The 12,059-nt window shown below is 69.0% G+C and carries 12 protein-coding genes; 7 read left to right on the top strand and 5 right to left on the bottom strand.

Features of this window, described 5'->3' with window-relative positions; translation table 11 throughout:
• Nucleotides 1–11: 11 nt before the first annotated feature.
• Nucleotides 12–527 carry a glycine cleavage system transcriptional repressor gene (locus AC2D10_RS13475; RefSeq protein WP_484708397.1) on the top strand — a complete coding sequence of 172 codons (516 nt, stop codon included), beginning with the start codon at nucleotides 12–14 and terminating at the stop codon, nucleotides 525–527.
• 15 nt (nucleotides 528–542) lie between these two features.
• Here the strand turns inward: AC2D10_RS13475 and AC2D10_RS13470 are convergent, their stop codons facing one another.
• A complete protein-coding gene (locus AC2D10_RS13470) occupies nucleotides 543–1,238 on the bottom strand; it encodes a FadR/GntR family transcriptional regulator (protein ID WP_484708396.1) in 696 nt (231 codons plus the stop codon).
• Between the two features lie 165 nt (nucleotides 1,239–1,403).
• On the opposite strand from AC2D10_RS13470, the gene AC2D10_RS13465 reads away from it, so the two are divergent.
• From AC2D10_RS13465 to AC2D10_RS13450, 4 genes are all read left to right on the top strand, one after another.
• A complete protein-coding gene (locus tag AC2D10_RS13465; RefSeq protein ID WP_484708395.1) occupies nucleotides 1,404–2,639 on the top strand; it encodes an aminotransferase class V-fold PLP-dependent enzyme in 1,236 nt (411 codons plus the stop codon).
• An 87-nt stretch (nucleotides 2,640–2,726) separates the two neighbouring features.
• Nucleotides 2,727–4,037, top strand: coding sequence for an ABC transporter substrate-binding protein (locus AC2D10_RS13460; protein ID WP_484708394.1), 1,311 nt, complete (start codon nucleotides 2,727–2,729; stop codon nucleotides 4,035–4,037).
• Between the two features lie 3 nt (nucleotides 4,038–4,040).
• Nucleotides 4,041–5,003 carry a carbohydrate ABC transporter permease gene (locus AC2D10_RS13455; protein WP_484708393.1) on the top strand — a complete coding sequence of 321 codons (963 nt, stop codon included), beginning with the start codon at nucleotides 4,041–4,043 and terminating at the stop codon, nucleotides 5,001–5,003.
• A complete protein-coding gene (locus tag AC2D10_RS13450; protein ID WP_484708392.1) occupies nucleotides 5,000–5,905 on the top strand; it encodes a carbohydrate ABC transporter permease in 906 nt (301 codons plus the stop codon). Before AC2D10_RS13455 ends, AC2D10_RS13450 begins: the two co-directional genes overlap by 4 nt.
• Nucleotides 5,906–5,971: 66 nt before the next feature.
• Here the strand turns inward: AC2D10_RS13450 and AC2D10_RS13445 are convergent, their stop codons facing one another.
• The 3 genes from AC2D10_RS13445 to AC2D10_RS13435 form a co-directional block, all read right to left on the bottom strand.
• Nucleotides 5,972–6,985 (bottom strand): aldo/keto reductase family protein, encoded by a 1,014-nt coding sequence (locus tag AC2D10_RS13445; RefSeq protein ID WP_484708391.1) that lies wholly within the window; start codon nucleotides 6,983–6,985, stop codon nucleotides 5,972–5,974.
• Between the two features lie 134 nt (nucleotides 6,986–7,119).
• On the bottom strand, nucleotides 7,120–8,682 hold the full coding sequence (locus AC2D10_RS13440; RefSeq protein ID WP_484708389.1) for a DUF4407 domain-containing protein: 1,563 nt from the start codon (nucleotides 8,680–8,682) through the stop codon (nucleotides 7,120–7,122).
• Nucleotides 8,683–8,791: 109 nt separating this feature from the next.
• Complete coding sequence (locus tag AC2D10_RS13435) at nucleotides 8,792–9,361, bottom strand: TetR/AcrR family transcriptional regulator (RefSeq protein WP_484708388.1); 570 nt, start codon at nucleotides 9,359–9,361, stop codon at nucleotides 8,792–8,794.
• 65 nt (nucleotides 9,362–9,426) lie between these two features.
• Here AC2D10_RS13435 and AC2D10_RS13430 point away from each other — a divergent pair, with 65 nt between their 5' ends.
• On the top strand, nucleotides 9,427–10,050 hold the full coding sequence (locus tag AC2D10_RS13430; protein WP_484708386.1) for an NAD(P)H-dependent oxidoreductase: 624 nt from the start codon (nucleotides 9,427–9,429) through the stop codon (nucleotides 10,048–10,050).
• Here AC2D10_RS13430 and rlmN read toward each other — a convergent pair.
• Nucleotides 9,999–11,300 (bottom strand): dual-specificity RNA methyltransferase RlmN, encoded by a 1,302-nt coding sequence (gene rlmN, locus AC2D10_RS13425; protein WP_484708384.1) that lies wholly within the window; start codon nucleotides 11,298–11,300, stop codon nucleotides 9,999–10,001. The two genes, AC2D10_RS13430 and rlmN, sit on opposite strands and share 52 nt — an antisense overlap.
• Nucleotides 11,301–11,410: 110 nt before the next feature.
• Here rlmN and AC2D10_RS13420 point away from each other — a divergent pair, with 110 nt between their 5' ends.
• On the top strand, nucleotides 11,411–12,049 hold the full coding sequence (locus AC2D10_RS13420) for a bifunctional 4-hydroxy-2-oxoglutarate aldolase/2-dehydro-3-deoxy-phosphogluconate aldolase (protein ID WP_484708383.1): 639 nt from the start codon (nucleotides 11,411–11,413) through the stop codon (nucleotides 12,047–12,049).
• The last annotated feature ends 10 nt before the right edge of the window (nucleotides 12,050–12,059 follow it).

Raw genomic sequence — 12,059 nt, 5'->3', positions numbered from 1 at the left:
ACGCTGGCCGCATGACCACTCTCATCCTCACCGTCGCCGGAGCAGACCGACCCGGACTCGTGGCCGCCGTCGCCGATGTCGTCGATGCGCACGGCGGCAACTGGGAGAACAGCTCGCTCTCCGAACTCGCCGGCACGTTCGCCGGTGTCATCGAGGTCTCGGTCCCGGCCGACCGCGCCGAGGAGCTGCAGAGCGCTCTGCGGGGGCTGCAGGGCCAGGGTCTCCTCACGCTCACGGTCCTCACCGGCAGTTCCGCCGCGACGCTCGAGGAGGATCAGCTCCTGACCGTCCAGGTGCTCGGCAACGACCGGCCGGGCATCGTCCGCGAGGTGTCGTCGGTGCTGAACGCCCATGAGCTCAGCATCGAAGAACTGGCGACCGAGACGCGCGACGCGGCGATGGCCGGCGGACGACTCTTCGAAGCATCCGTCACCGCGCGGGTGACGGCATCCGTCGACCTCGACGCTCTGCGGGCCGATCTCGAGCGTCTCGCTGCAGAGATCCAGGTCGACATCACACTCGACTGAGCACGGCGCCCGCGCTCACGCCTCGGGCTGCGACTCCGCGTCGGTGTACCGGCGCACCCAGTACTCCGTGTACGCCACGTGCGACGACGCCGCGGCGGACGCCGCGACCGGGTCCGCGGCGGCGAGCCCGCGCAGGATCGCACGGTGCCCCGCGTCGGAGTGCAGCTTGAGCTCGGCGGCGTCACCCGCATCGGGGATGCGGTAGGCGCGGGAGCGCGAACGCAGCACATCGATCAGGCTGGTAAGGGCGTCGTTGCCCGCGACCCGCGAGATGGTCATGTGGAACTCGTGGTCCAGCCGTGAGTGCAGCTCGAAGTCGTCACTCGCCTCGATCTGCTCGAGCACGTGGTCGAGCTTCTCGACCGTCGCCGCGTCCATCCGGGCGGCGGCGAGCGCGGCAGCGTGGGGCTCGAGCACGCGGCGCAGTTCGGTGAGCTCGAGCACGCCCTCCATCGGCAGCAGTCCGACGGTGAGTGAGAGGCTGCCGATCAGGTCGGCCGCCCGCAGCTCTCCGACGTAGCTGCCGGATCCGTGTCGCGTCTCGAGCACGCCGAGCGCGGCGAGCATGCGGATCGCCTCGCGCAGCGACCCCCGCGACACCCCGAGCCGTTCGCACAGCTCACCCTCGCTGGGAAGCCGGTCGCCCGGGCGCAGGGCTCCGTCGGCGATCAGCGTCCGCAGTCCGTGCAGCGCGGTGTCCAGTGCGCTCATCGTGATCCTCCCTGACACGCCAACTCCTCTGTGAGTCTGTCGGATGGGGGCAGTCCGGCCAATTCGTATGACAACTATGCCTCAGTTCCGAATTTTCATGGCGATATTCCGGACTCTATGGCAAAGTTGTGCAACAACTCCGCCCCGCCCTGCAGATGAGGACGCATGTCAGCCCTTCCCTTCCCCGCGCCGCTCCGGCTGAACTCCGTCGATCGCGCGCGGGATGCCTGGCCGCTGGACCCCGAGGTCATCCACCTCAACCACGGCTCCTTCGGTGCAGTCCCGTCGGCCGTCGTCGCGCATCAGGACGCCCTGCGTCGCCGCGCCGACCGCAGCCCCGTCGAGTGGTTCCCCCGCATCGCCGAGCGGGTGCGCGAAGCGCGCGAGCACACCGCCCCGTTCGTGGGCGCCCGCCCCGACGACACGGCGTTCGTGCCCAACGCCTCGGCTGCGGCGACCGTCGTCTACAACGCGATGCGGCTCGACGGCGACGACGAGATCCTCGTCACCGACCAGGGATACGGCGCGATCACGATGGGGGCGCAGCGCCTGGCCCGTCGCTTCGGCGCACACGTGCGCACCGTCGAGCTTCCGCTCCTCGCCTCCGACGACGAGGTCGTGCAGCGCTTCAGCGACGCGATCACCGCGCACACCCGGTTGATCGTCGTCGACCAGATCACCTCTCCCACGGCGCGGCTGCTGCCGACCGCCCGCATCGCGCGGCTGGCGGCCGAGCGCGGTGTGCGTACCCTCGTCGACGGCGCGCACGCCCCCGGGCTGATCCCCGACGCGGCCGCGGTCGCCGGCGGTGACTGGTGGTTCGGCAACCTGCACAAGTGGCCCTGCGCCCCGCGCGGCTCGGCGCTGCTCGTGACCACGGCCGCCGACCGCGACGACCTCTGGCCGCTGATCGACTCGTGGGCGGCGCACGAGTTCTTCCCCGAGCGCTTCGACACGCAGGGCACGATCGACGCGACCACCTACCTCAGCACGCCCGCCGCGATCGACTTCATCGAGAGCGAGATCGGCTGGCAGCAGACGCGCGAGGCGATGGTGCAGATGGCCGATGCCGGCGCCGAGATCATCGCCGAGGGATTCCGTCCCTACGGCGACGAGGATCCGCTGACCCCGCTCCCCTCCCCTGTCCCGTCGATGCGTCTCGTCCGCCTCCCCCTCGGACTCGGCTCCTCGCGGGAAGAAGCGGACGAGTTGCGCATGCAGCTGCTCGACGAGACCGCGGTCGAGACCGCCTTCACGAGCTTCCGCGGCATCGGCTACTTCCGCCTCTCGGCGCACCTGTACACCGAGGCCTCGGACTTCGAGGCGTTCGTCGACCGCTGCATCCCCTCGATCCTCCGACGTGCGGGCATCCACGCCCCGGCATCCGTCGTCATCTCCTGACCCGTCCCCTCCGTTCCGACCCGAGCACCACCCGAGCACCACCCCTCCTCATCACCCACACGCACCACCCATCCTGAGAGGCACATCGTGAAGAACAAGATCTTGACGGCAGCTGCGGCACTCGGCACCGTCGCCGCACTCGCACTGACCGGCTGCTCCGGCAGCAGCGGTCCGGCCGCCGACGGCACCGTCACCCTGCAGATGGTCGAGAGCCTGACCAATCCGGCCCGCACCGACCTGATCCGCGGGCTCCTCGACGAGTTCGAGAAGGAGAACCCGAAGATCAAGGTCAGCCTGATCTCGCCGCCCACCGAGCAGGCCGACCAGAAGATCCAGCAGATGCTGCAGTCCGGCAAGGGCGTCGACGTGCTCGAGGTGCGCGACATCACCGTCGGGCCGTTCGCCAACAACGGGTGGCTGTACGACCTCGGCGGCGACCTCGAGAAGTGGGACGGCTGGGACGCCCTGACCGACAACGCGCAGGCGGCGTCGGTGGCCGAAGACGGCAAGAGCTACTTCGTGCCCTACGGCTTCTACGGCCTGTCGCTGTTCTACCGCACCGACCTCGTCGCCGACGCCGGCTTCGACGGCCCGCCCAAGAGCTGGGAAGACCTGCTCGAGCAGGCCAGCGCGATCCAGGACCCCTCCAACAACGTCTACGGCTACGCCTTCCGCGGCGGGCCGAACGCGAACAGCAACGTGGTCGCCGCGATCGAGGCGTACACGATCGACGGGCTGAACGTCGACGACGCGTTCCTGATGGAGGACGGCTCGACGATCTTCGCCGCACCCGAGGCGCAGCAGGCGGTCGATGACTACTTCGCCCTGTTCGAGAAGGCGTCGCCGCCCTCGGCCGTGTCGTGGGGCTACCCCGAGATGGTCGCCGGCTTCACGAACGGCACCACCGCGTTCCTGCTGCAGGACCCCGAGGTCATCGCCACCGTGCAGGACTCCTCGCTGACCGAGGACCAGTGGGACACCGCTCCGCTGCTCGTCGGCCCCACGGGCAAGGCCGCACAGCCGCTCGCCGTCGCCGGATGGGGTGTCGCCGAGAAGAGCGAGAACAAGGAGGCGGCCGTGAAGCTGATCGAGTTCCTCTCGTCGGCCGAGCCCGCCACCGAGTTCGCGCAGGCCAACAGCCTGGTGCCGATCATCACCGAGGCGGCAGACGATGAGTTCTACTCGTCCGGACCGTGGACCAGCTACGTCACCATGACCGAGGACCCCGAGACCTACGTGAACGTGCGTCAGCCGCGCGGGGTCAGCTGGTGGACCGAATGGATCCAGAAGTCCGACCAGGACGTGCAGAACGTGCTCCTGGGCAACATGTCGACCAGCGACCTGCTGGCCTCGTGGGACACCTTCTGGACCGAGAAGTACGCCGCGGAGAAGGGTTGATCCGTGGCATCCTCTCTTCGTGAGAGAGGCTCCGCCGGCACTGCTTCTCGAAAAGCAGCCGGCGGGGCCTCCCCGGGCCCCCGGCGCCGGCAGTTCCGCGGCCGCCACGCGCTGACGCTGTTGGCCTTCCTGGCCCCGGCGATCGTGTTCGTGTGCTGGTTCACGTACTGGCCGATGCTGCAGGGCGCCCGCATGGCGTTCCACGACTGGAACCTGTGGGACCTGACGTCGACGCCGTGGGTCGGCTTCGACAACTTCGTCACGGTCTTCCAGGACCCCGCGTTCCCCGTCGTCGCATGGAACTCGATCCTCTGGGTGGTCGGCTCGCTGGTACCGCAGCTGGTGATCGGCTTCCTGATCGCGCTCGCGCTGCGCAAGCGATTCCGCTTCCGCGGGCTCTACCAGGCGCTCGTGTTCTTCCCGTGGGCGGTGTCGGGCTTCCTGATCGGGATGCTGTTCCGCTGGATGTTCAACGCCGAGTTCGGCGTGGTCAACGACCTGCTCATGAAGGCCGGATTCATCGACGCGCCGCTCCCCTGGCTCGCGGATCCGAAGCTCGCGATGTTCGCGGTGATCGTGGCCAACATCTGGTACGGCGTCACGTTCTTCGCGATCATGATCCTCGCCGCCCTCCAGTCCGTCCCGGACGAGATGCTCGAGGCCGCCAGCCTCGACGGCGCCGGCAAGGTGCGCCAGCTGTTCTCGATCATCATCCCGTACATCGCCGTGACGCTTCTGCTGACGGTGCTGCTGCGGGTGATCTGGATCTTCAACTTCCCGGACATCATCTACGCCATGACCAACGGCGGGCCCGCGAACCAGACGCACATCATCACGACCTGGATGATCAACTACACCCAGCAGGGCAACTACGGCATCGCGAGTGCGATCGGGCTGATCGTGGTCGCGTTCCTGTTCGTGTTCTGCGCGTTCTACCTGATGGCGATGCGGAAGGCGCAGCGATGACGATCACCGGAACGACAGTCACGGAGACCCGGCGTCTCACCGTCCCCGATCTCGCCAAGGCTCCCCGCCCGAAGCGGCGCGTGACCCCCGGCGGCGTGGTGCGCGTCGTGGGCCTCGGGCTCTGGCTCGTGATCACACTGTTCCCGCTGTACTGGATCGCGCTGACCTCGATCAAGTCGCCGGGCACGATCAACAGATTCCCGATCGAGTACTGGCCGAGCGAGCCCTCGTTCGAGAATTACGTGAAGCTGTTCGAGCAGAGCTCGTTCGCGACGTTCCTGGGCAACTCCGCGCTGGTGGCGATCGTCGCGGGTGCCGTCGCGACGCTGATCGCCCTGCTGAGCGCCTACGTGATCGCACGGTTCGAGTTCCGCGGCAAGGGCGCGGTGCTCATCGCGTTCCTGCTGACGCAGATGATCCCGGCGTTCATCGCCCTGGGTCCGCTGTACTCGATGATGACCAACCTCGGGCTCGTCGACACCAAGCCCGGACTGATCCTCGTGTACATCGCGATCTGCATCCCGTTCTCGACCGTGATGCTGCGTGGCTTCTTCGAGAACGTACCCGACGCGCTCGAGGAGGCGGCGATGATCGACGGATGCTCACGGCTCGGCGCCCTGTTCCGGGTGCTGGTTCCCGTGATGACGCCCGGCATCATCGCGGCGTTCATCTTCAACTTCGTCAACTGCTGGAACGAGCTGTTCCTGTCGGTCGTGCTGATGAACACCGACGCGAATCGCACCGTGCCGTCGGCGCTGAACGGTTTCATCTCGACGTTCAACATCGACTGGGGATCCATGAGCGCCGCAGCGGTGATCACGATCCTGCCGACCATGGTGATGTTCGCGCTCGCGAGCCGCTGGATCGTGCAGGGCCTGACGGCGGGCGCGGTGAAGGAGTAGCCCCCCACCCACGACGAAGGCCGCCGTTCCTCGGAACGGCGGCCTTCGTGTTGCGGTGCGCGTGACTCAGACCAGGCGCGACTTCGGCGAGGTCGAGTACGTGTGCTCGGCGTCGCGGTTGACCGTGTCGCCCAGTGCGGTGTCGATCGCGGCCATCGTGTCGGCGTCGAGCTTCACGCCCGAGGCCTTCACCGTCTCGGCGAGCTGCTCCGGACGCGAGGCTCCGACCAGCGCGGCGGCGATGTTCGGGTTCTGCAGCACCCAGGCGATCGCGAGCTGCGGCATCGACAGGCCCGCCTCGTCGGCGATCGGCTTCAGCTTCTGCACGGCGGTGAGGATGTCGTCCTGCAGGAAGCTCTTGATGAAGTCGGCGCCGCTGTGCGGGTCGGTCGCGCGCGAGCCCTCCGGCACCGGCTGACCCGGCAGGTACTTGCCGCTGAGCACGCCCTGCGCCATCGGCGACCAGACGATCTGCGAGATGCCGAGCTCCTCCGACGCAGGAACGACCTTGCCCTCGATCACGCGCCACAGCATCGAGTACTGCGGCTGGTTCGAGATGAGCTGGATGCCGAGCTGCTTCGCGAGCGCGTGACCCTCACGCAGCTGCTCCGCGGTCCACTCCGAGACGCCGATGTAGAGCGCCTTGCCCTGACGGACGACGTCGGCGAAGGCCTGGAATGTCTCCTCGAGCGGGGTCTCGTAGTCGAAGCGGTGCGCCTGGTACAGGTCGACGTAGTCGGTGCCGAGACGCTGCAGTGAGCCGTCGATCGACTCCATGATGTGCTTGCGGCTCAGGCCGGTGTCGTTGGGGCCCTTCGGCCCGGTCGGGAAGTAGACCTTGGTGAAGATCTCCAGCCCCGCGCGGCGCTGGTCCTTCAGCGCCTTGCCGAGCACGACCTCCGCCGCGGTGTTGGCGTACGTGTCTGCGGTGTCGAAGGTGGTGATGCCCACGTCGAGCGCGGCGTGCACCGTCTTCACGGCGGCGTCGTCGCCGACCTGAGAAGCATGGGTGACCCAGTTGCCGTAGGTGATCTCCGAGACCTTGAGACCGCTGTTTCCGAGATAGCGATAGTTGACCATGGTCCAACGCTACTGGCTCCACGAGCGGAGGTGGGCCGGATGCCGTGACCGGTCTCAGGCAGTCGTGAACGCGTTGCGGTCGCAGTTGCTGCCGCCCGGGGTCGCGCGGGGCGGCAGCAACTGCGACCGGAAGGTCAGTCGACGAGTGCGGGCGTCTCGTGCAGCTCGCGGCGCTGCGCCCGCGTCTGCGGTTCGCCGGAGCCGGAGCCGGAGCCGGAGCCGGCATCCGTCTCGATCCCCTGCGATTGACTCGTCACGATCGCCGCACGGTCGCGGAAGCCCTCCGCGGTCACCCGGTCGAGCGCGACCTGCTTGCGGATCGCCGCGGCCTTCTCGTAGAGGCTCGGGTCTCCGTAGCTCGTGAGCACCTTCACCAGGACCGGCAGCAGCTCGATCATGAAGAACAGCGCCGCGATCAGGATGTGCGCCCAGAGGATCGTGGGCTCCTTCTCGCTGAGTCGGTTCAGGCCACTGATCTGGCTGAGCAGCCCGACCGCTCCCGCATTGCCCTGGGCCACGGCATCCGCCCGCGCGTTGTAGGCAGTGAGTGCCTGGTCATAGGTGTCGCGGGCCGCGGGCAGCTGTGTCTGCGCCTGCTCACGGTTCTGCGCCTCCGACGTCGACGTGCTCTCCTTGGCGGCGGTGCCCGCAGCGGCGAGCTCCTCGTTGGCCGTGCGCAGCTGCGCGCCCAGCGCGTCATACGTCTGCTGCGCCTGCGCGAGCTGCGCCTGCGCGGCATCCGAGCTCGCGCCCTCGCCGTTCACACCGGTGCAGCCCGGAACGGTGCCGGCGCCCTCGCCCGTGAGCTCGCACTGGTACAGCACGCGAGCCTGATCGATGACGCCCTGCTGGGCGGTCATCTTCGCGGTGAGGTCGTCGACGGTGGCCTGCGCGGCCGCCTCGGTGGCGGAGGCAGCGCCGGTGCCGGCGACGATGCCGGTGGCCGCCTGGTTCTCGAGCTCGGCGACCCGAGCGGATGCCGCGTCGAGAGCGATCTTCTCCGGACCGGTCTCGAGCGCCTCCTGGTCGGACTGCGACTGGGTGATGTTGGTCGCGGCGACCTCACGGGCGATGTCGTTGTGGAAGATCTGCAGCACGAGCGGCTCGGCGACCACGAAGCCGATGATCGCGGCCATGATCACTCGCGGGATCGCGAGGCCGATGAGGCGCCAGACGTTCTTCGTCGACGCCATGGTCGAGGTGAGGAAGCGGTCGAGGTTGAAGATGATCAGCGCCCAGACGAGCGCGAGCGGCACCGCGAGCCAGACGGCCGCCTGCACACCGGTGGTCAGCGCGAACAGCATCGAGATCGCCGAGACCAGCGCGGTTCCGGCGAGCACGAAGAACATCTGCATGAACCGCGGCGTCTCGCCGGGCACGCGGTCGAGGATCTCGCCCTCCGCACCGCCGAGGATCGCCAGGGTCCGGGCACGAGAGCCCGGCGTGCGCGGCGTGCGCGGACGGCGCACACGCGGCTCACGAGGCGGGCGAGCGGCGGCGGGCGCGGGGTCGGCTGACGGCTCATCGGCGTCGGGCTGCTGCGGCGCACGGTTCTCGGGGCCGACCTCGGGGTCGGCGCCGGTGGGCTCGAACTCGCGGAGGAAGTCGAGGTCATCCGTGTCAGCGTTCGGGTCGCTGTCGAGGATGATCCGACCCTGCGAGTCGAAGCGACCCGGTCGGTGGGCGGAGTAGGGCATCAGACCAATGTAGGGAACCCCGCCTGTGCGTCGGTTGGAAGAGTCCTGCGAACGCCTCACAGGAACAGCTGTTCCGGTGGCGAAAACGCCGCTCTGTGCGGCGCTGATGTCAGGAGGCGAGCAGGCGCTCCACAGTCGCGGTGTGGGCGGCGAAGGCGTCGTCGAGAGAGAAGTGCCCGGCGGCGCAGAGCGTGCCGAGCCCGTGGATCAGACCCCACAGGGCCACTACATCGGCGGGTTGATCGAGGCCGGCGGCGACGGCACCCTCGGCGAGCACCCGCTCGAGGCCGTCGATCAGGGGCGCCATGGTCGCGGTCGGCGAGCCGGGCACGCAGACGGTGGGGTCGTAGACGGCGTCGAAGGCGTGCGGATGCTCGACGGCGAAGCGGATGTAGGCGAACCCGCCCTCGAGGATCACCGCGCGCGGAGTCTCAGCGGCCTCGGCGGCGGCACGGACCTGGGCGAGCAGGTCGGCCATGCTGCGCTCCGCGAGCGCCTTGAGCAGCCCGAGGCGGTCGGCGAAGTGATGGTACGGCGCGTTGTGGCTGACGTTCGCGGCGCGCGCGACCTCGCGGAGGCTGATGTCGCCTGCCGGCATCCGCTCGAGCAGCTGCATCGCGGCATCCTCGAGCGCCCGGGCGAGGTCGCCGTGGTGGTAGCCGTCCTTCGAACTTGACATGAGCAACATCCTCTCCTATCTTGACATTGTCCACCTACTTGACACTGTCCAGATTGGAACCGCGCATGTCCGCACTCGTGATCGACGGCCACCCCGACGCCCGCTCCCTGACCGCCGAACTCGCACGCCGCTATGCCGCGGGCCACGGCGACGCACGCGTTCTCGCGCTGCGCGACCTCACGTTCGACCCGCACCTGCGCTTCGGCTACCGCGAGCGCATGCCCCTCGAGCCCGACCTCGCCGACGCCAAGCAGGCGCTGCGCGACGCCCGCACCGTGGTCGTCGCCACGCCGCTCTGGTGGGGTTCCGTGCCCGCGGTGCTCAAGGGCTTCTTCGACCGCGCGCTGCTGCCGCAGCAGGAGTACCGCTACACGAAGCTCGGGCTCCCCCAAGGACTGCTCCCCGCACCCCGAGGACGCCTGCTGCTCCTCGCCGACACCCCGTGGTTCGCCGTGCCCTTCACCGGTCTGCCCGCGCAGACGCAGGTGGCGCGCAACACGATGAAGCTCTGCGGCATTCGTTCCGTGCGCACGCATCGCCTACTCGGCGTGAAGGATGCCGGCGTACCGGTCATCGACCGCTGGCTCGCCCGTGCCGAACAGCTCGGGGTCCGGGACGGACAGCGGGAGTCGGGGACTCAGGCCATCGCGGCGGAAGCGGCCTCGTCTTCGGTCGTCGCGACCAGCTGACCGCAGGCGCCGTCGATCTCCTTGCCGCGGGTGTCGCGGAGGGTCGTCGGGATGCCGGCGTCGTTGAGGCGACGGACGAACTCGTTCTGCGCCTCACGCGTCGACGAGGTCCAGATGGAGCCGGGCGTCGGGTTCAGCGGGATCGGGTTCACGTGCACCCAGCCGCGTCCGCGCTCGTTGAGCTTGTCGGCGAGCAGGTCGGCGCGCCAGGCGTGATCGTTCATGTCCTTGATCAGCGCGTACTCGATCGACACACGGCGACCGGTCTTCTCGTAGTAGTACCGCGCGGCGTCGAGCGCCTCGTCGACCTTCCAGCGGGAGTTCACCGGAATGAGCTCGTCGCGCAGGTGATCGTCGGGTGCGTGCAGCGACAGGGCGAAGGTCACCGGGATGCCCTCGTCGGCGAGCTTCTTGATCGCCGGAACGAGTCCGACCGTCGAGACCGTGATGCCGCGGGCGCTCATGCCCAGGCCGTCGGGCTGCGCGGCGACCATGATGCGCACGGCGTCCATGACCCGCTTGTAGTTGGCGAGGGGCTCACCCATGCCCATGAAGACGATGTTCGACACGCGCTCCATGCTGTGGTCGTCGGCCTTCTTGCCGCCCAGGCCACCCTCGGCGATGAGACGGTTCGCGCGCACGATCTGCTCGATGATCTCAGCGGTCGACATGTTGCGCGTCAGCCCGGCCTGGCCGGTCGCGCAGAACGGACAGTTCATGCCGCAGCCGGCCTGGCTCGAGACGCAGAGCGTGATGCGGCCGGGGTAGCGCATGAGCACCGACTCGACCAGGGCGCCGTCGTGCAGGCGCCAGAGGAACTTGACGGTGTCGCCGCGGTCGGTCTCGAGTCGGCGCACCTCGGTGAGCAGCGGCGGCAACATGCCGGCCACGAGCTGCTCGCGGGTGTCGGCAGGCAGGTCGGTCATCTGCGCGGGATCCGACGTGTAGTGACGGAAGTAGTGGGTCGACAGCTGCTTCGCGCGGAAGCCGGGCAGCCCCAGCTCCTTGACCTTCTCGATGCGCTCGGCGGGAGTCAGGTCGGCGAGGTGCACGGGCGGCTTGCCCCGCTTTGGGCTCGCGAACTGCAGAAGCGGGCGCCCCTCGGCATCCTTCTGCTGGGTCCACCCCTCGGTCGCCGGGCGCACCTGCGCGGGCTTCGTGGAGCGGATCTTGCCCTGCGCCGGCTTTCCCTGCGGGGCGGACGCGGGTGCTGCGGGGCGCGTCTCGCGCGTGCGGGGAATATCGGTCATGACTACCAGGGTACGCGGTGGCGGGTGGGAAAGGCCCGGGGCCTGCGGCGTCGGTTGTCACTACAGGTGGCGATCCGGGAGAATAGGATCACCCCACCCCGAGGAGCTCCATGCCTGACCGTCTCGACCGCGCCCGCACCACCGGGATCCTCGCCGTGCTGCGCGCACCCTCTCCCGAGCTCGCGCTCGAGGCCTCCGAGGCGATCATCCGCGGCGGCGTCACCGGTATCGAGGTCACGTTCTCGACACCCGACGCCCCGGCCGTGATCCGCGAGCTGATCGCCCGCCACGGCGACGCCGCGTACATCGGCGCAGGCACCGTGACCACTCCCGAGCAGGCAACGGATGCCGCAGAGGCCGGCGCCGAGTTCCTCGTGAGCCCCGGCACGCTCCCCGACCTCACCCGCACGATGCTCGACACCGGCCGCGTCGTCATGACCGGCGCGATGACCCCGACCGAGGTCATGGGCGCACTGGCGCTCGGTGTCGACGTGGTGAAGATCTTCCCCGCATCTCTCGGCGGCCCCTCGTACCTGGGCGCGCTGCGCGGCCCGTTCCCCACCGCACCGCTCATGCCGACGGGCGGCGTGAGCCCCGACAACCTCGCCGCGTGGTTCGCCGCCGGTGCGGTCGCGGTCGGCGCGGGCGGCGACCTCGCGAACGGCGCCTCGATCGCGGCATCCGACTGGGTCGACATCGAGCAGCGCGCCGCACGGTTCACCGCCTCGCTCGCCGCCGCACGCCGCTGATCGTGTCGCG

Source organism: Microbacterium sp. PI-SA-G, assembly GCF_057215335.1.
This window is presented reverse-complemented; position numbering and strand designations above follow the sequence as displayed.